The 19,558-nt window shown below is 61.3% G+C and carries 11 protein-coding genes; 4 read left to right on the top strand and 7 right to left on the bottom strand.

Annotated features, from left to right (window positions below; all coding sequences use genetic code 11):
- Positions 1-221 precede the first annotated feature (221 nt).
- Positions 222-5,480, top strand: coding sequence for a translocation/assembly module TamB domain-containing protein (locus ACYU7Q_RS11225; protein WP_460609511.1), 5,259 nt, complete (start codon positions 222-224; stop codon positions 5,478-5,480).
- A gap of 149 nt (positions 5,481-5,629) precedes the next feature.
- Positions 5,630-7,933 (top strand): translocation and assembly module lipoprotein TamL, encoded by a 2,304-nt coding sequence (gene tamL, locus ACYU7Q_RS11230; protein ID WP_460609512.1) that lies wholly within the window; start codon positions 5,630-5,632, stop codon positions 7,931-7,933.
- 80 nt (positions 7,934-8,013) lie between these two features.
- On the opposite strand, the gene ACYU7Q_RS11235 is transcribed toward tamL, so the two are convergent.
- From ACYU7Q_RS11235 to ACYU7Q_RS11250, 4 genes are all read right to left on the bottom strand, one after another.
- Positions 8,014-9,183 (bottom strand): hypothetical protein, encoded by a 1,170-nt coding sequence (locus ACYU7Q_RS11235; RefSeq protein WP_460609513.1) that lies wholly within the window; start codon positions 9,181-9,183, stop codon positions 8,014-8,016.
- Between the two features lie 178 nt (positions 9,184-9,361).
- Entirely contained in the window at positions 9,362-10,246 is an 885-nt protein-coding gene (locus tag ACYU7Q_RS11240; RefSeq protein WP_460609514.1) for an SDR family oxidoreductase, read from the bottom strand.
- Positions 10,239-11,228, bottom strand: coding sequence for a Rossmann-fold NAD(P)-binding domain-containing protein (locus ACYU7Q_RS11245; protein ID WP_460609515.1), 990 nt, complete (start codon positions 11,226-11,228; stop codon positions 10,239-10,241). The genes ACYU7Q_RS11240 and ACYU7Q_RS11245 overlap by 8 nt, the downstream gene beginning before the upstream one ends.
- A complete protein-coding gene (locus tag ACYU7Q_RS11250) occupies positions 11,228-11,920 on the bottom strand; it encodes a TIGR04283 family arsenosugar biosynthesis glycosyltransferase (protein ID WP_460609516.1) in 693 nt (230 codons plus the stop codon). The genes ACYU7Q_RS11245 and ACYU7Q_RS11250 overlap by 1 nt, the downstream gene beginning before the upstream one ends.
- Positions 11,921-12,252: 332 nt before the next feature.
- Here ACYU7Q_RS11250 and ACYU7Q_RS11255 point away from each other — a divergent pair, with 332 nt between their 5' ends.
- Positions 12,253-12,963 carry a DUF547 domain-containing protein gene (locus ACYU7Q_RS11255; protein ID WP_460609517.1) on the top strand — a complete coding sequence of 237 codons (711 nt, stop codon included), beginning with the start codon at positions 12,253-12,255 and terminating at the stop codon, positions 12,961-12,963.
- Complete coding sequence (locus tag ACYU7Q_RS11260) at positions 12,953-13,597, top strand: DUF6134 family protein (RefSeq protein ID WP_460609518.1); 645 nt, start codon at positions 12,953-12,955, stop codon at positions 13,595-13,597. Before ACYU7Q_RS11255 ends, ACYU7Q_RS11260 begins: the two co-directional genes overlap by 11 nt.
- Before the next feature lie 84 nt (positions 13,598-13,681).
- Here ACYU7Q_RS11260 and ACYU7Q_RS11265 read toward each other — a convergent pair whose 3' ends face one another.
- The 3 genes from ACYU7Q_RS11265 to ACYU7Q_RS11275 all read right to left on the bottom strand — a co-directional run bounded on the left by ACYU7Q_RS11265 (position 13,682) and on the right by ACYU7Q_RS11275 (position 19,333).
- A complete protein-coding gene (locus ACYU7Q_RS11265; protein ID WP_460609519.1) occupies positions 13,682-15,121 on the bottom strand; it encodes an alpha-amylase family glycosyl hydrolase in 1,440 nt (479 codons plus the stop codon).
- 51 nt (positions 15,122-15,172) lie between these two features.
- Positions 15,173-17,281 (bottom strand): glycoside hydrolase family 97 protein, encoded by a 2,109-nt coding sequence (locus tag ACYU7Q_RS11270; protein ID WP_460609520.1) that lies wholly within the window; start codon positions 17,279-17,281, stop codon positions 15,173-15,175.
- 480 nt (positions 17,282-17,761) lie between these two features.
- Positions 17,762-19,333, bottom strand: coding sequence for a DUF6377 domain-containing protein (locus tag ACYU7Q_RS11275; RefSeq protein ID WP_460609521.1), 1,572 nt, complete (start codon positions 19,331-19,333; stop codon positions 17,762-17,764).
- Between the last annotated feature and the right edge of the window lie 225 nt (positions 19,334-19,558).

The raw sequence follows: 19,558 nt of genomic DNA on the forward strand, positions 1-19,558 counted from the left end.
GATGCGCAAGATAGGGACTCGCCAAGGGAGGATTTATAAAGCCGGAATAGCCTTGGGATGCTCAAACGGTTGCGCACAGATGGCCGTCCGGGCGGGGGCTTACGCAGCGAAGCGGGCTCGCGTTCGACTGGCGGGACAACTGGCCAACGGCCAACCCCAGCCGTGCGTTTTGCGTTTGGGAAGCTGCCCCTGCATTGTGTTGCTGCTAATTACCCTCCGCCTTGTCCACTTTTCTGCGTCGTGCCCTCTACGGAATTCTGGGGTTAATAGCCCTGGTCCTGCTCCTCGTCATCGGAGTGGTGGTGTTCTTGCAATTCCCTTCGGGGCAGGACTTTGTGGCCGGCAAAGCCGAAAGCTACCTGCGCAGCAAGCTCAAAACGGAAGTCCGCATCGGGAAATTCCGGACCGATTTCCGCCACGCCATCAACCTCGACGGCGTGTACCTGGAAGACCAGAAGCGCGACACGCTGCTGTCGGTTGGCCACCTCGGCGTCGACCTCGATATCTGGGCGCTGCTGCACAGCCAGGTCAATATTTCCAACGTGGAGCTCAACGACGGCCGCGTGCGCCTCACGCGCACCGAACCCGATTCGGTGAACAACTACGACTTCATCATCGATGCTTTCGTCGACCCCAATGCGCCGGTGGACACCACCGCCTCGGCCCTGAAATACGACATCGGCAAGGCGCGGCTCACCAACATCTACTTCACGCAGAATGACCAGGTAACGGGTTCCGACATTCGGGCCCGCGTTGGCGAGTTCACAGCGAATATGGACGAGGTAGATGTGGATAAGTCCATCTACAAAGTGGATAACGCGGCGTTGCACCGCTCGGCCATCAGCATCGTGCAAACCAAAACGGCCCCGGAGGTGGCACACCCGGGCCCCACCAAGCCACTCACGTTACAGTTTGGCTTGAACCACGCCGCGCTCGACAGCGTGCAGTTTACCTATAAGAATGCCCCGGCGGCGCAGTTCATCAGCACCAATATCGGCCTGGCCGACATCACCGCCAAGAACATCGACCTGCAAAAGCAGCGCGTGAACCTGAGCAAGCTGACGCTCAAAAACACCACCTTCGCCTACGCCCAGAATGAGGCCGTGCCCGTGGCCGAACGCGTGGTGAACCCCGCCGAGGCCGTGCGCAAGCTGGACGAGGCCACCGACAAGGCCAAGGCCATTACAGGCCAGGCTGCCGCTTCGCCGGGCTGGCGCGTGCTGCTGGATGAGTCCGATATCAGCGGGCTGGCGGTGAAGTTCGACAACTTCAACCAGCCGAAGCAACGCACCCGCCTTCCGGCGCTCGACTACAATCACCTCAATTTCACCGACCTCGTGCTCAACACGCACGATTTGAGCTACTCTGAAAACCGTACCACGGGCAAAGTCGACAATCTGGCCGGCCAGGAACAGAGCGGCTTCCGCGTCGATTCGTGGAAGGCCAATGTGGTGTACGACTCGGTGCAGATTCGCCTGGATAGCCTCGATTTGATTACGCCGCACACCCGCATCCGGCGCACGCTGGCCATCGGCTACGAGAGCCTGGCCGCGCTGGGCAACGTGAAAAAGCTGCCCAATCTGGAGATTGAGGGCAATTTGCGGAACGTGCGGCTGGGCTTCCGCGACATTCTGTACCTGGCCCCGCAGCTGGCCGGCACCTCTCCTTTTAATACCGGGCCCAACCAATCGGTGCTGCTGAACGGGCAGATTGCCGGGCGCGTGGGCGATTTTTCGGTGCGCAACCTGGAGTTTGTGGGGCTGCGCAACACGGTCCTCAAGGCCCGGCGCGGCCGGATTCAGGGCCTGCCGAACACGGATGCGCGGCTGTATGCCGACCTCGATATTCAGCAGTTCAGCACCTCGCGGGCCGATATCCTGAGCCTTGCGCCGAAGGGTAGCATTCCGAACAACATCAGCATTCCGCCCACCCTGGCGCTGAGCGGCAATTTTCGGGGCCGGCCCACCACGCTGGCGTTCGATACCAACCTGAAGCTGCGCTCCACTTACGGCGACCTCGCCTTCAGCGGGAAGCTGGGGGCGGCGCAGGCCAACGGGCGGCAGCCGCTCATTGGCACCTTCGCGGTGGGTGGGTTCGATTTTGGCAAGCTGCTGAAGGACCCAACTATTGGGCGCGTCACGGCCACGGGCCGCATCAACGCCACGGGTGATTTGAAAAACCCGGCCTCGCTGGTGGGCCGCGTGCAGAGCACCGTGCAAAGCGCCCGCTACAACGGCTACACCTACCACGGCGTGGTGGCCACCGTCGACCTCGACCGCAACCGCTACGTCATCAACGCGAGCAGCAAAAACGACCCCAACCTGAACCTTGACCTGAGCGCCGTGGTGAACCTGCGCGACGCCAAAAACCCGACCTACGAAGTCACGAAGCTGAACCTGCGCGGGGCCAACCTCACGGCGCTGGGCTTCTACACCGGCGGCGATTTGCGGGTGCAGGGCGACCTGGTGGCCAACCTACGCGGCTCGAACCTGAATACGCTGAACGGCACGTTCAGCGGCCGGCACATTGTGATTGTGCGCGACAACCAGCCCTTCCCGCTCGATTCGCTCAACGGCCGCATCGTGCAGAATGACCGCCGCACGCTGGCCGTCATCAGCTCAGATATCGCCAATGTGAACCTCGATGGCAACGTGCACCTGGGCGATATTGCTACTGAATTGCAGCAGCACCTGGACCGCTACTTCGACGTGCCCGGCGTGAAATACGTGCCCAGTTCAGCCGACCGGCATTTCACTTACTCGCTGCAATTGAAAGACCCGAAGCTGGCTACCAAGCTGGTGCCGGGCTTGAAGAAAATCTCGCCTTTCACGCTGGCCGGCGACTACTCGCGGCAGGCGGCCCGTCTCACGGCCAACACCAGCATTCCCGTCATTCGGTATAATAACTACAAGCTCGATTCGCTGCGCCTGAACGTTGATTCGGACCCCGCGAAGCTGGATTACAGCCTGCGCCTGGCCCAGGCCGCCCAGGACACGACCCTGAAGCTGCGCCGCCCCAGCATCATCGGCAACGTGGCGAATAACAAGCTGTTTAGCCGCGTGGCCATCCTCGGCGACTCGGCCAACCGCGAGCGGCTGGCGGTGGCCGGCACTTTGCAGGCGCTGGCCCAGGGCGGCGGCAAAAACAGCAGCGTGGTATATGAATTTGTGGCTGCGCCGCAGCAGGTTATCAACTACGAGAACTGGACGGCGGGCGCCAACAACTTCGTGCGCTACTACCCCACCGGCGAGGTGGTGGCCGACGGCCTGAACCTGACCAACGGCCGCAGCACGCTGGCCTTGCAAAGCCAGAACCCGCAGGTGCGCACCTCGCCGCTGGGCGTCACGTTCACCAATTTCGAACTGGCCGAGCTGGCCCGCATCGTGCAACAGCAGGATTCGCTGGTGGCCGGCAACCTGAACGGCACGGCCCGCATCGACAACCTGGGCAAGAAAAATCAGGCCTTTACGGCCGATGCCACCATCAAAAACCTGGTGTTCCAGAAGGCGCAGATTGGCGACATTGCTTTCCGGGCCACCAACCCCGCGCCCAGCCGCTACGACGTGGACGCCCGCCTGACCGGCGGCGCGGCTGGCACCGTGGGCGGCGCGGGCAACGACGTGCAGGTGCGCGGCACCTACCTCGCCAGCAGCGCTACCCCACTCAACCTGACCGTGGACGCCAACCGCCTCAACCTGAAACTTATCGAGCCTTTCTCGGTGGGCCAGGTGCGCCAGGCCAACGGCTACGTGCGCGGCCAGCTCACGGTGACGGGCGCACCGAGCGCGCCGGTGGTGCGCGGCACCCTCAACACCTCCGACGATGCCGGCTTTGTGGTGCCGCAGCTGGGCTCACCCTTCCGCCTGCCCAACCAGTCGCTCACGTTTGATGACCGGGGCATTGCCTTCAACAACTTTACGGTGCTGGACTCGGCCTCGAACAAAGCGGTTATCAACGGCTACCTGCTGAGCAAGGACTTTATCAACTATTCCTTCGACATGCGGGCCACGACCAAGGATTTCATGGCCGTGCGCAGCACCCGTGAGGACAACCAACTCTTCTACGGCCGCCTGGTACTCGACTCCGATACCCGCCTCACGGGGCCAGTTTCACTCATTAAAGTGAATACCAACGTGACGGTGGTGGAAGGCTCCAACCTTACGGTGGAATCGCCCACGGCCACGCCCACCACGGTGGAGCGCGCGGGCATCGTGGAATTTGTGGACAAAAGCGCCCCGCTCGATACCATGCTGGCCAGAAAAGTGGCCGTGGATACGGTGAAAATGGCGGCCTCCGGCTACGACGTGACGGCCGTGGTCACGATTACGGACCGCACGCCGTTCACCATCGTCATCGACCCGGTGAGCGGCGACAACCTGAAAGTGCGGGCCGCCGGCACGCTCAACACCAACATTGCGCCGGATGGCACCATCACGCTCAGCGGACGGCTGGAAGTGGGGCGCGGGCTGTACCACATGTCGCTCTACAGCCTGGCGCAGCGGGATTTTATCATCCGCCGGGGCTCCACCATTGTCTGGGATGGCGACCCGTACAATGCCACGCTCAACATCACAGCCGTGTACAGGGTGCAGGCGGCCCCGGCCGAACTGCTGGCCGGCCAAGGCGCCGACGACCTTACCAGCGCCACGGTTGCGCGCAACCGACTGCCATTCAATGTATTGCTGAACGTGACCGACCAGATGAGCAAGCCCACCATCGGCTTCGACATCACGCTGCCCGAAAACCAGCGGGGCGCGCTGAATGGCCAGGTGGAGGCCAAGCTGGCCCAGCTGCGCCAGCCCAACCAGACTTCCGAGCTCAGCAAGCAGGTATTCTCGCTGCTGATTCTGGGGCGGTTTGTGGCCCAGAACCCCTTCCAGACCAGCAGCGGCGAGGGCTTGGTGGCCACGCAGCTGCGCGGCAGCGCCAGCGCCGTGCTCACCGACCAGCTCAACAATCTGACTGGCAAGTACCTCGCCGGACTCGGCCTCGACCTGGGCGTAACCAACCAGGCCGCCTACGGGGCCGACGGCAGCCAGGGCAGCCGCACCGACCTGAACGTGGCCCTGCGCCGCCAGCTCCTCAACAACCGCCTGACCGTGCGCGTGGGCACCGACATTGCCCTGAGCGGCAACACCGGCACCCAAAGCACCCAGGGCCAGAACAGCCCCAGCAACCTGGCCGGCGATGTGAGCCTGGAATACACCCTGCTGGCCGACGGCCGCCTGCGGGTGCGCGTGTTCCGCCAAAACAGCTACGAGGACATCGACGGCGCCATTGTGCGGACCGGCGCGGCCCTGGTATTCCAACGCGACTACCGCGACCTGCACGAACTGTTCTCGAAAGTACCGAAGGCTATTAAAACCGAGCGCAAGGCCAACCGCAAGCAGGAAAAAGCCGACAAGAAAGCCGAGAAGGATTCCGTCCAGAGCCAGCCTACGGCACGGACAGACACGACAAAGCAGGCCCTCAAGAAATAAAAATTCAGTTGGTAGTGAACGACAGTAGCATGTGTAATTGGCATACCGAAACCTTCTTACCATACCCACTGGGGGCGCCCGATGGCGTTTGTCGGGGCATACCTACTGTCCCTGGCGTGGGGGATGAGGGGACGGGAAAGAGGGGGTTGGTGCGTCGCCTGCTCAGCCTGGCCCTGTTCCTGCTTCTATCCTCCTGCTCGGGCCTGCGCTACATCCCGGAGGGCCAGAAACTCTACACCGGCAGCAAGGTCATCATCAAATCGCCCGAAAAGCTCTCCAACAAGTCGGTGCTGCAAACCGAGCTGGAATCGGTGATAGCGCCCAAGCCCAACCGCTCCATTCTGGGCCAGCGGCCGAAGCTGTACTTCTGGCACCTGGGCGTGGGCAAGAAAAAGGGCCTGGGCAAGTTCCTCGCCACGAAGTTTGGCGAGGCCCCGGTGCTGCTGAAGGACGTGAAAATCAGCGCCACCGAGGGCCTGATTACCAACCGGCTCTACAACAACGGCTTCTTCAAAGGCACGGTGGCCCACGAGGTAAAAACCAAGGGCAAAACGGCGCAGGTAGACTACACGGCCACCACCGGCAAAGTCTACACCATCAAGGAAATCCATTTTCCGGAAGGCGACACCGCCGTGAACGCCGCCGTGCGCGCTGCTCAAGCCGGCACCCTGCTCAAAGCAGGCGACCCGTATAATCTGAGCGTGCTCACCAACGAGCGGGTGCGCATCGACAACGTGCTGAAAAACGAGGGCTACTTCTACTTCAACCCCGACTACATTCTGTACCAGGTGGATAGCACGCTGCACGATAAGGTGAACGTGTACCTGCGCGTGAAAAGCAGCGCGCCGGCCATTGCCGTGCGCCCCTACTGGCTCGATGTGGTGAAGCTGAACACCAACTACATCCTGACCGATACCACCCGGCGCCCGCCGGTGCTGTACCGCAAATACGAGTATTACCCCGACGAGAAAGTATTCAAGGTCAGCGCCATTACGCGCGCCACCTTTCTGTATCCGGACAGCCTGTTCCGGCGCCGGCGGCGCGACCAGACCATCAGCCGCCTGATGAGCCTGAACACGTTCAAGTTCGTGGAAATCCGCCTGAAGCCGGCCGTCGCCGGCGACTCGGCCGGCCGCGGCCGCCTCGACGCCGATGTGCTGATGACGCAGCTCAAAAAGAAAAGCCTCCGGGCCGATTTGCAATTGGTGTCCAAGAGCAACGGCTTCACGGGGCCGGGCCTCACGGTGTCGTTCCGCAACCGCTCGGCCTTGCGCGGCGGCGAGCAGCTGCTCGTCAACGCCGTGGCCAGCACCGAAACCCAGACCGGCAGCGGCAGCGGCGGCGTGGGCCTCACCAGCTACGAGTTGGGCCTGAACGCGCAGCTGCTCATTCCGCGCCTCGTAGTGCCCGATTTGCCGCTGCTCGACGTGCACCTGCCCAACTCTGATTTTCAGCCGCGCACCACCATCGGGGCCGGGGTTCGGCTGGTGACCCGCGCAAGCTACTTCACCCAGAACTTCTTCAACCTGAACTACGGTTACTCCTGGAAAACCAAGATTACCAACGAACAGGAAATCCGGCCCATCGACATCACTTACGTTCAGTTTGCGCCCACCGACACGTTTACCCACATTCTGGACAAGCGGCCTTTTCTGCGCAGCGCGTTTCAGCAGCAGTTCATTCTGGCCAGCTCCTACCGCTACACCTACAACCAGCAGGTGCTGGAGCAGCGCCGCCAGCAGATTTATCTCAGCGGGCAGGTCGAAGGCAGTGGCAACCTGGCCCAGGGCCTGGTCAGCTCCTTTGGCGGCAGCAAGAATGCGAACGGCAAGTACACCATTGGCGGCCAGGAGTATAGCCAGTACCTGAAATTCGATTTCGAGTTCCGCGAATATTACCGCATCAGCCCGAACCCGGCCTCCGGCAACCGCATTGTGGCGCGCTTTCAGGCCGGCGTGGGCATGCCCTACGGCAATTCCGACGTGCTGCCCTATCCCAAGCAGTACGGCATTGGCGGGCCAAACTCGGTGCGCGCCTTTGCCGCCCGGGGCGTAGGGCCCGGCACCTACCGCCCCCAAACTGCCACCCAAAGCCTCAACAGCTTCTACGACCAGGTGGGCGACATTCGGCTCGAAGGCAACGTGGAGTACCGGCAGGACCTGATTCCTTACCTCAAAGGGGCCGTGTTTCTCGATGCCGGCAACATCTGGCTGGCCAACCCCGACGCCAGCCGCCCAACCGTGGACGCCAACGGTGAGCCCGATGGCAAAAATGGGCAGTTCAACGCCAGCACGTTCCTCAAGGAGCTGGCCGTGGGTGCGGGCGTGGGCCTGCGGGTCGACGTGCAGTTTTTCGTCATCCGCTTCGATTACGCCATTCCGCTGCAAGCGCCCTACGGCACGCCTACCAGCACCACCGGCCGCTTCAATCTGGCCATCGGCTATCCGTTCTAAACGAGTGACTGAGGGAGGGAGTGGCTGAGTGATTGTTTAGAACGTCACTCAGCCACTCCCTCCCTCAGTCACTCGTTTATTTACCGAATTATCGGCATCCGCTCAAACGGCCGCTCGCGGTCGAACAGGTAGCGGAAGGTGGCGTGGGTTTTCACGATGGTGGCCCCGATGGAGCGCGTGGTAACCAGCATGCGCGGGTTGAAATCGCCAATCCAGTTCATCTCAATATCGGCGTAGCCCGCGTCGATGAACGCCTGCCGGGCATACACCAGCATGGCGGCGTCCACGCCCTTGCCCTGGTACTCGGGCACCACGCCGTAGATGATGCCGAACAGGCGCTTATCGCGGCGGCGCATGAAGCGCCAGCGCGCCCACAGGAAGCGCAGCTTGCCCATGAGGTTCAGCCGCCGGCCCACGTGCCGGAAAATCTGGTTCAGCTCGGGCAGGCTGATGAAAAACGCCACCGGCTCGGAGCCGTGGTAGGCGAACCAGAGCAGGCGCTCATCCACCACGGGCTTCATCTCCTTCACGATGTTGCGGGCCTGGTCCAGCGTCATCGGCTTCACGCCCGAGTGCCTGGCCCAGGCCAGGTTATATACGTGGTGGAAGTCATAAGCCAGCTTCTCGGCATCGGCCTTGCGGGCATGCTCAAAGCGGAATTCGGCCGCGTGCTCCTTCGCCTGCTGCGCAAAACGGGCGTGCAGCGGCGCAGCCGTGGTGCGGTAGCAGGTATACTGCTTGAAGTAGAGCTGAAAACCGTACTGCTCAAACAATTGCTGATAATATGGCGGGTGCCAGAACATGCCGTAGTTTGGCGGACGGTCGAAGCCGTCAATCAGCAGGCCCCACAGGCGGTCGCGCTCGCCGAAGTTGATGGGGCCGTCCATGGCCTGCATCCCGCGCACGGCCAGCCACTGCCGAGCGGCATCAAACAGCTCGTTGGCCGCCGACTGATTGTCGATGCACTCGAAAAAACCCAGGCCGCCGGTGGGCAGGTCGGGGTTCTGCACGTCGGGCGCGTCGCGGTTGAGGAAGGCCGCCACCCGGCCGATGACCGTGCCCGTGGCATCGGTCAGCACCCAGCGAATGGCCTCGCCGTTGGCAAATTTTGGGTTTTTGATGGGGTCGAAAACGGCCTCAATCTCGTTTTCCAGAATTCCAATGTATTGCGGCACCGCCTGATGCAGGCGGGCGGGCAACTCCACAAACTGCCGCGCCAGGCGGGCATCCGTAACTTCAAGCAGCGGCATAGACTAAGACAATAAAAGCAACGCTGGCCAACAAAACCCAAACGAAAAAGGCCCAACGGGGCCGCAAAGAAACATGCGCGCCGCCGTTCGGGGCCAGCGCCGCACCGTGAGAGCAGCAACAGCACATACTATTCCGGAATGCAACCCTTGCTACCGGCACAACGGCACTTTCCGGCGGCTACTCGTAGAAATGCCGCATCCGCCGGATGGTGGCCAGCACCACCCAGTCGCCGAGCCGCGGCAGGTAGGAGTGCACCAGCACGATAATTCGGCCCAGGGCCGAAATAACGGTGCGCTGCCGCCGCTTCCGCACGTGCCGCACGATGATGGCGGCTACTTCGGCCTGCGATTTTTGCCAGCGCGGCGGGCGGTGCGCAATGGGCACGGGCTGGCCGTGGGCATCAAGCACGCGCTTTTCGGGGTCGTTTTGAGTGAAGCCGATGTGGACCACGCCAAAATGGATACCGGTATCGGCCAGTTCCAGCCGCAGGGTGTGGGCCAGGTTGGCCACGGCCGCCTTGCCGGCGCAGTAAGCCGAACCGCTGGGCATGCCATTCAGGGCCGAGATGGAAGAAATGAACGTGACGCTGCCCCGCGTGCGCACCAGGTGCGGCAGCGCCGCCTTGAGCGGATACACCGAGCCGTACACATTGCTGTCGAGCACCTGCCGGAACACGTCCGGGGCCATGTCGGCGAAATAGGCGCGCATGGAAATGCTGGCGTTGGTTATCAGCATATCGAGTTGGCCGAAGTGCTCAATGGCCGTTTGCACGAGGCGTTCGCAGGCCGCGTAGTCGGTTACATCGGCCACGCAGCTGGCTACGGTGTGGCCGGCCGCAGCCAGGGTTTGTCGCGTATGCTCCAGCCGCTCAGCGTTGCGGCCGTTCAGGACCACGGCGGCACCGCTTTCGCACAGCGTGCGGGCCGTTTCGCGCCCAATGCCTGATTCCGAACCAGTGACAATGGCCACCTTGCCTGCCAACGGCCCGGTGCGCGGCAATTGGGGCAGCCGAACCGCTACGGCAGTCAGTCCAGCGTTGCTCACCGGCTTTGAATCAAACATAATGATTGGTTTTAAACCAGTCGAACGCCTCGACCACGGCCTGCCCGATGGGAGTTTGGGGCAGGACCAGCTCTTGGCGGGCCTTCTGCACATTGAAATAATGGCCGTCGTTGGCCACAGAGGTCATGGCCGAATTCAGCTGCGCCGGGCGGCCGGTGAGCCACGCTTTCACATCGCAAAACTCGCCATAAAGCGTCGCCAGCCCTGGCAGAATAGGCCAACGCGGTGCCGGCACGCCCAGCACGCCCGCCATCAGCCCGAAGGCTTCGCGGTAGCTCAGGTTTTCATTGCCCAAGATGTAAGATTCGCCCACGCGGCCTTGCGTGAGAGCATTGACGGTGGCCGTAGCCACGTCGCGGACGTGCACATAGTTTTTGCCGCCCGGCGGATAGCCCGGCAGCTTGCCCCGCAGCAGTTCCAGCAGCAGGGCGTTGGACGTGGGCTTGGCATCCTGCGGGCCGAGCATGAAGGTGGGGTGCACCAGCACGGCGGGCAGCTGCTTCCGCGCCACGGTGCGCAGCACGAGGTCGGTGGCCGCGCGCTTGCTGTCCATGTAGTCAAGGCCGTAGCGGCGGCCGGCGTAGGGCCGGGTTTCGTCGCCGGGGTTGGCTTTGGAGCCGAAGCCGAAGACGTTGGCCGTGCCCACGTACACCAGCCGGCGCACCCCTGCCCGCCGCGCCAGCCGCAGCACAGCTTTGGTGCCGCCCAGGTTAGCGGCCCACACGGCCGGGTTGCGGGCCGGGTTCACCTGGGCCAGCGCGGCGGCATGGATAATGGCCCCGCAGCCATTGGCCGCGCCGGCCAGCGTGGCGGGTTGGGTGAGGTTGGCTTCGTGATATTCAATGTTCCAATCGACCGGGAATGGCGCGGGCGTGCCGGGCCGCAGCAGCGCCCGCACGGGGTGGCCGCGCCGCCGCAGTTCGGCCACAAGGTGCCGGCCCAGAAAGCCGTTGGCACCGGTCACGAGCACGGTTTCGGCCATTAGTAGGTGTTAAGCATGGCTTTGTAGGTGCGGGCAATGCGCACCGGGGGCACCTTGAGGAAGTAAAGCGAAAAGGCCGTCAGGTTGGCTACCTGCACGCGCAGCCAGCTGTTGTTCCGGTATTTGCGGGCCGACACCAGCACGTCCTGCGGCACAATCAGAAACGAGGCCACCCGGCGGATGCGTTGGATAATCTCGAAGTCCTCCATCACCACAAACCGCTCGTTGAACCCGCCCAGCTGCTCAAACAGCGCCCGCGTGATGAACAGTGTCTGGTCCCCGCCCCGGCTCATAATTCCCTTAAAACGGGTGCCGTAGCTATTGATGCGCAGCAGCGGATGCGTCGAATCGAACCGGAACCGGTAGCAGCCCGCCGCGTGGCCCTGCGCCACGGCCCGGCCGATGGTGGCCACGTAGTCGGGGTGAATGCTTACGTCGGCGTGCACGAAGTAGAGCACGTCGCCGGTGGCGTGAGCGGCGCCGTGGTTCATTTGGGCGGCGCGGCCGGCCTGGGGGGCCAGCAGCACGGTGGCCCCGGCCTGGCGGGCCAGCTCGGCCGTGCCGTCGGGGCTGTGGGCGTCTACTACCACTATTTCTACCGCGCCGTTGGCGTCGTGGCGGCGCAGCTCGGCCACCAGGCGGGCGATGTTGGGTGCTTCGTTGAAAGTGGGAATGATAACGCTCAGTTTCATAGCAAAGGAAGGGACGCAGGGGCAATTTCTGCATTTCGCCGCATTCGCGCGACAGGCAGTTTTCCAAGTTTACGAAGGGGCCACCGCCGCCGGTTGGAACGGGCAAAAACTTTGTCCGCCAGCAGTAGCACTGGCCGCTGCCCGAGCTCGTCAATCGGCACAGCTTTATTTCTCGTATGCTGTAAACGAACGGTTTGCCATTGGTCGGCAGCCAGGCCGCTCAAGTGCTTCATCGCTAATCCGTCTTCATGAAAATCACCCGTTCCCTTCTTCTCGCTCTGCTCGGAGCTATATTCATGAAAGCTACTGCTTTCGCCTCACCGCCCCGTTTATTGACCATACCGACGGCCGCGGCCAGCCTCACCGCAGTAGACCACAGCAGCTACGACAAGCTCCTGAAAAAATACGTGAGCGCCAAAGGCCTCGTCAATTACAAGGGCCTTAAGGCCGACCAGCAGGCGCTCAATAGCTACCTCGACATGCTCAGTAGGAACGCGCCCGCTGCGTCGTGGAGCAAGGCCGAGCAAATGGCGTTTTGGATTAACGCCTACAACGCCTACACCATCCGTCTGGTACTCGACCACTACCCCGTCACGAGCATCAAGGATATTGGCTCGAAAATCAAGATTCCCTTCGTGACCACGCCCTGGGCCATCAAGTTTTTCAGCATCGGGGGAGAGAAGATGAGCCTCGACAACATTGAGCACGGCACGCTGCGCAAGAAGTACGACGACCCACGCATTCACTTCGCGCTGGTGTGCGCCTCGATGTCGTGCCCGCGCCTGCGCAACGAGGCCTACACGGCGGCCAAGCTGGAAAGCCAGCTCGACGACCAGGGCCGCGACTTCCTGAACAACCCCGCCAAGAATAAAATCAGCGCCGCCAGCGCCCAGCTTTCCAAGTATTTCGACTGGTACAAGGGCGACTGGGAAAAGAATGGCCAGTCGGTGGAAAAGTGGGTGAATAAGTATTCCAGCACCAAAATCGACGCCAAAACCAAGATTTCCTACCTCGATTACAACTGGAGCCTGAATGAGCAATAGGCCCTACCGGGTACCACCCCGCGCCCGCCATTGGCTGGCGCTGCTGATACTATTGGGGCTGGCCGGCGGGGCGCGCTCCCAGTCCGCCCCCGCCGAAACTCGCCGCTACGCCATTGAAGTAGCCGGCCTGCGCGTAGGCACCATGACGGCCACGCGCCAGTCCCAGCCCGGCACCGCCGAGGTGGTTTCCACCCTCGTCAGCGACGTGCAGGTCACGTTTCTGTTTTATCACCTGAAGATTTACTACAAGGTCATCAACCGCGTGCGGGGCGGTCAATTGCTGCTGTCCACGGTGGAGGCCCACACCAATCAGGGCGATTTTTCGTCCCGCGCCGAGTGGCTGGGCGACCATTACGCCATCCGGGCCGACCAGTACAAGCACCATTATCAAGCCACCGAAAAGCAGCCCATCACCTACACCGTGACGGATATGTTCTTTGGCGAGCCCGGCCGCCACACCACCGCTTTTGCCGAGTATTTCGGGGATTATTTCACCCTGGCCCGCGCCGCCGATGGCACCTACCGCGCCCACCGCGCCGGCCGCGAAGATGAGTACCATTACGCCAACGGCCAACTGGTAATGCTCATCAAGAAGAACCCGCTGAAGAATTTTGTCATCCGACTGCTGCCGTAGAATAGGTAGTTAGCAAAACGCCTGTCACCCCTCGCTACGCTAAGGATGACAGGCGTTTAAAATCTGTTAATCAGCTTTAGTCCCCTATTTCGTCAGCACGACGTACCCGTAGGCGGGCAGCGCCAGCGCGGTGCCCAGCGTGACCGGGCTGGCCTGCAGGGCATTGGTCCAAACGGTACCGGCGTAGGCGGGGGGCAGGGCAAAAGAGGTGGCCGAGTTGCGGGTATTCACCACCACCAGCGCCTGCGAGGCACCCGAGGCTTTCGTGAAGGCGCATACATCGGCCGTGCTCAACGAAGCGGTGGGCGTGCCGTGCTGCAGGGCCGGGCTGGCGGCGCGGGCTTTCAGCAGCTGGCGGTAGAGGCGCGTTACCTCGGGGTGGGTGTTCCAGTTCACTTTCACGCCGGTGAAGGGGAATTTGATGGCCGTGCTCATGCCCACTTCCTGGCCGTTGTAAATCATGGGCACGCCCTTGTAGAGCGCGGCAATGACGAAGGCCGACATCGCGCCCGCATCGCCGCCAAACAGCGCCACCGGCGTTCCGTCGGAGTCGTTCACGTCGTGGTTGGTGATGTAGCGCACTACCTGCTGCGTGCCATTGGCGCCCATGTATTCGCTGTTGTTGAAGTCGTCGAGCGTAGTGGCCGAAGCGGGGTTGCTGGTGCGGTACACGCCGCGAATGCCGCCGTAGAAATTAAAGCCGAAAATGTAGTCGAAGCCCGAGGCGAAATGGCTGTTGCGGGAGCCCTCGGCCAGCAGCAGCAGCTTGTGGGTTTTGATGGTGCGCAGCGTGTCCACGGCCTGCTTCCAGAAAGTGGAGGCGCTGATGGTGGGCGCGTCGGCGTAGTCGCAGCGGAAGCCGTCAACGTTGGCCGTGAACACCCACGATTTCATGGCCGAAATCATCTCCGCGCGCATGGCCGCGTTGCTGAAATCGAGCTGGGCCACGTCGGTGTAGGTGGTGGTGGGCGGGCTGATGATGGTGCCGTTGCTTTTCAGGTACCAGTCCGGATGGTCGGTCACCCAGGCGTTGTCCCAGCTGGTGTGGTTGGCCACCCAGTCCAGCAGCACGGTCAGGCCCCGGGCGTGGGCGGCGTCCACCAGCGTGCGCAGGTCGGCGAGGGTACCGAACTCCGGGTTCACGGCGCGGTAGTCCTGCACGGCGTAGGGCGAATTCACGGCCCGCACCTTGCCCACCGGGTATATCGGCATGAGGTACACCACGTTCGCCCCCAGATTCTTAATGGAATCGAGCCGGGCCGTAACGCCCGCAAAGTTGGCGCTCTGGCTAAAGGCCCGCATGTTCACCTGGTAAATCACAGCATCCTCGCGGTTGGGCACCCCAGCGAAGGGCGTGCCGTACTGGGCCGTGGTGGGCGTGGTCGGAGTAGTAGGCGTAGTAGGCGTGGAGGGCGGCGTAACGGCCGTCGGGGCAGTGGTCATCTCCTTTTTGCAACCGGCCAGGAAGCTGGCGGCCAGCAGCAGCACCAGGCTGTTCTTGGCTAAAATACGACGAATAGACATTGAGGAAATTCTTAAAATGGACAGGAGAATAGCGCGCCGAAACGCGAAGAATTATTTCTTAACCGGCTTGAAGCTGACTGCCGCGCCGCCGCCGGGGGCCAACTGCAACGTGAGGGCCGATTTGCTGGTGACCACCTGCTTGGTGATGCGGTAGGCCGTGGGGTTTTTCTGCCAGTCGGCGCCTTTGCCGTCGGCGTAGATGGTGGCCTCGTAGCGCTGGCCAGGCGTGAGGAAATCCAGCTTAACGGGTTGCTGGCGGGCTTTTTCGTCGGTGATGCTGCCGAGGTACCACTCGTCCCGGCCCTTGGCTTTGCGCACGGTGGTGAGGTAGTCGCCGGGCTCGGCGGCCAGGATGCGAGTATCGTCCCAATCCACGGGCACGTCCTCGATGAACTGGAAGGCGTCGAGGTGCTGGTTGTAGTTCTCGGGCAGGTCGGCGGCCATTTGCAGGGGCGAGTACATCGTCACGTACAGGGCCAGCTGCTTGGCCAGCGTGGTGTGCACCAGGCGCTTGCCGGTGGGCTCAAAATTCTGCAGCTTGAAGATGCCGGGCGTGTAGTCCATCGGCCCGCCCATGAGGCGCGTGAAGGGCAGAATGGTTTCGTGCTCGGGCTGGTTGCCCTCGCTGAAGGCATTGAACTCGTTGCCGCGGGCAGCTTCGCATGCCAGCCAGTTGGGGTAGGTGCGGTTGAGTCCTGTCGGGCGCACGGGCTCGTGCATGTCGACCATGATGCGGTAGTCGGCCGTTTTCTGGGCCGTTTGCACGTAGTGGTTCACCATCCACTGGCCGTCGTGGTGCTCGCCGCGCGGGATGATTTTGCCCACGTAGCCGGTTTTCACCGAAGTGTAGCCGTGGGCATTCATGAAGCGGTAGGCATTGTCCTGGCGGCGCTCGTAGTTGGTGGCCGCGCCGCTGGTTTCGTGGTGCATGATGATGTTGACACCCTTGCCGGCGGCGTAGCGCTGCAGCTCGTCCACGTCAAAATCCGGGTACGGCGTCACGAAGTCGAACACTTCCTCCTTCCAGTTATTGGCCCAGTCCTCCCAGCCCACGTTCCAGCCCTCCACCAACACGCCGGGGATGTGGTGCGCGGCGGCAAAGTCGATGTACTGCTTCACGTGGGCCGTGTTGGCCATGTGGCGGCCGTTGGGCTTGAGCTTGCTCCAATCGGTGCCGGCCAGCTTGATGTTGAAGGTATCGGCGTAGTTCCAGCTGCCGCGGCCGGTCTGCATTTCCCACCACACGCCCACGAATTTCTGGGGCTTAATCCAGCTCGGGTCGGCGATTTTGCTGGGCTCGTTCAGGTTCAGAATCAGCTTCGAGGCCAATACCTCGGGCGCTTTGTCGCTCACCACGATGGTGCGCCAGGGCGTGTGCTCCGGGGCCTGCAAATAGGCCTTGGCGCCCGTGCCAGTGGCATCGGGCACGAGTTGGCTGGTGAGGTCAAAGGTTTTGGTGTCCACGTTCAGGTACAGGGCCGGGTAGTTCACCAAGGCCGCCTCGTGGATGTTGATGTACAGCCCGTCGTCCGATTTCAGCATCAGCGGCGTTTGCACGCGGTTGGCGGGCGCCTTCTCCTGAATGGCGTGAATCGGCGTGGTGTTCACCTCGCTCACGCGGCTGGTGGTGTAGGCGTATTCGTTCGAGTCGTAGTCGCCCGGAATCCAGAATGCCTTGTGGTTGGCGGGCAGATGAAACTCCGTGAATTCGTCCTGCACCGTGAAATACTGCAGGTGCGCCTGCCGCGGAAACTCGTAGCGAAAGCCCACGCCATCGGCAAACACCCGAAACACCACGTCCAGCTTGCGGCCATCGGCGGCCGGCTGGCGTAGGTGCACCGTGAGCTGCTGGTAGTGGTTGCGAATGTTCTTAACCTCGCCCCACACCGGCTGCCAGGTTTCGTCCACGTCCTTGGTTTCGCTACCCGTGAGCACCAACGGGCCCTCAAAGCCCTTGCCATCAGCAAAGCTCAGGCCCAGGCTCGAGGGCGCAATCACAGTTTTCGGACCGAAGGCGACGGCGTAAGTCGGACGGCCGTCGTGGCTCAGGGCCACGGTCAGGCTCACTTTATCGAGGCGGGCGGTGAGCGGCGCGGCGGCTTGCGCGTGGGCCGCCTGGGCGCCGGCCAGCAGCGCAGCCAACAGAGTTGTTCTTATCATTCGGGGGTAAATCGGGTTGCGGTGGGAGCGGCGACTTTTATAGTCAGTTTTATAGTTAGATAGTGGCAGGTTATAGCCTGCAGCAGTCCAGAGCTTGGGGAGCTTGCCAAACAAAACTAGAGCAACCCCTCACCTGCTGAAATTTTTCAAACCGCAGTATGAAAAATATTAACCCATCTTACAATCTCACCATTCACTCACAAGCACTTACAGCAGAAAATCCCAGCCAAAATATTAGCCGCATATAGCCAAATCCCCTCCTTTTTCCAGCAATAACAGGGACTCTAACCATCCTATAAAGCCTCCGGGCAGCACACATTCATTCTTCCCAAAAAGAGCTTTGCCATCCCTACTATTCACTCCGTCGCAGCGTGCTGCAAGCCGCATACCACTCCCCGACTTCACCCGGTGTGTATCCACTTACCAGTTCAAATGCTAGGTCAATAGCCGCCAATATTCCTCACTCATCGGCCGCATTTTTCAGACGGCCTGAATGGCCTGAATGCGCGCCTCGAACTCCTCGTTGGGCAGGAAAGACCGGTTCTTCACCCGGGTTTTGTAGGTGTAAATCGTGTTAATAGAATACCCCAGCAGCCGGCTGATTTGCTCACTATCAGCAATGCCCAGCCGGATGAGCGCGAAGATGCGCAGCTCCGTAGTCAGTAGTTGGTCGTCGGCCAGTTTCACTCGCTCCTCTTCGTGAAACAGCGCGTTGAACTGCGCGATGAAGTTGGGAAACAGCCGCAGAAACACCGTGTCAAACCCCTTCAGCAGCTCGTTACGCTCAGTTTTGATGTTCACGCCGTCCACCAGTTTTTGCACGGCGGCATACTGCTTGCTGGCCAGCAGGGCATCGAGCCGCTTCTTCAGTGTCTCGATTTTGTCGATGTACTGCGAATTGTTGTGGAAGTAGAAACCGATGTACTCTTCCTTAATCTTATTGGCTTCGTTCAGGTCGCCATTCAATTGCCGGAGCACCTCGTTGCGCTCGCGCAGTTCCTGGTTGGCAGCGAAAATTACCCGGTCGGCCTTGCGCACCTTCCGCAGCTGCTTGAAGCTGATAACGGCAAACCCAATGACCACGCCCGCCAATAGCGTCATGATAACAGCATACGTTTTCAGCGACTTACGCTGACTTTCGATAATGTTAATCTTCTGCCCTTCGATGACGGACGAGACGTGACTAATCTCAAGCTGCCGCTGCCGGGCCTTGTAAAACGTGGCATCCTCCCGCGCCTCCCGGATGAAAGTATAGGCGTTTTTCAGGTCGCCCTGCCGGTAGCAGTAGTCCGAAAGCTTGAAGATGGCTGTGGTTTCCTTGGTGGCCGTTTTCACGTCGGCAATGGCCGACACCAACAGCAATTCCACAGCCTTATCGGTCTGCCCGGCCAGCTCGTAGAGGTAGGCCGTGGTGCTGGCACTCACGGCCAGTTGGTGCAGCGTGAGGTGCGGCAGCCGCAAAATCTGCTGGTACACGGCCGCGCCTGCCTTCAAATCATTGGTTTTCTGTGCCCGAAACTCCTGCACCGATAAGTACTCATAGGAGCCGGGGCGAGCGTATTGCAGGGCCGTATCGGCATAGGCCAGCGCCTTGGTGTAGTACGTCGGCCGGTACGTCTGGTCCTGGTTAAAATCGCCTAAGTCACTATACGCCCGTGCTTTCAGAAAATAGAAGCTCTGCTTATCCATCTCCTTAAGCAGGGCGGGATTGATGCTATCAAGCGTGTCAAACGTTTCCTTGAACAGGCCCGACGAGAGCAGCACGAAGGCCAGCTTTAGCTTGGCTACTTCTATCTTTTCCGGCTGCTTCAACTGACTGGCCAGCCGGCTAACTTTCTGGCAGTACACAAAAGCCGAATCATACTTAAACGCCTTGTATTCATCGTAAATACGCAGACCCAGGTCAAATTTCGCCTCGTCGTTCACCTCGGCCGAAGCAAACTCGGCCGTGAGCTCGGCAATGCGGTTCAGGCGTTGCGCGTCGTATTCCTTTTTGTGGTCCAGTGCCTTGTTTAGCTCGATTAATAAGCTGTCGGTCGTGCCTGTACTCACTGCGGCAAAAGCGGGGGCCGCGCCAATAAGCAGACCACACAGAACTAAAAAGAGCTTCACGAAGGCGACAAGGCGTTTAGTCGGGCGGGAAAAGGCCAAATTTAACAGAAGTTGACGCGGTATGGGTGCCAGTCATTCCGTTCCGGCGATGGATTTACCAGTTCCTACTTCCAAGTTGCCTGTCCAAACGCTAAAAACAAAACAGCCACTCGGTATTGCTACCAA

This window comes from Hymenobacter terrigena (assembly GCF_054776515.1).

Bases quoted from the DNA above. Each gene is read 5' to 3' on its own strand.
- ACYU7Q_RS11235 (WP_460609513.1), bottom strand. From the start codon at position 9,183: ATGCCGCTGCTTGAAGTTACGGATGCCCGCCTGGCGCGGCAGTTTGTG.
- ACYU7Q_RS11240 (WP_460609514.1), bottom strand. From the start codon at position 10,246: ATGTTTGATTCAAAGCCGGTGAGCAACGCTGGACTGACTGCCGTAGCG.
- ACYU7Q_RS11245 (WP_460609515.1), bottom strand. From the start codon at position 11,228: ATGGCCGAAACCGTGCTCGTGACCGGTGCCAACGGCTTTCTGGGCCGG.
- ACYU7Q_RS11250 (WP_460609516.1), bottom strand. From the start codon at position 11,920: ATGAAACTGAGCGTTATCATTCCCACTTTCAACGAAGCACCCAACATC.
- ACYU7Q_RS11260 (WP_460609518.1), top strand. From the start codon at position 12,953: ATGAGCAATAGGCCCTACCGGGTACCACCCCGCGCCCGCCATTGGCTG.
- ACYU7Q_RS11265 (WP_460609519.1), bottom strand. From the start codon at position 15,121: ATGTCTATTCGTCGTATTTTAGCCAAGAACAGCCTGGTGCTGCTGCTG.
- ACYU7Q_RS11270 (WP_460609520.1), bottom strand. From the start codon at position 17,281: ATGATAAGAACAACTCTGTTGGCTGCGCTGCTGGCCGGCGCCCAGGCG.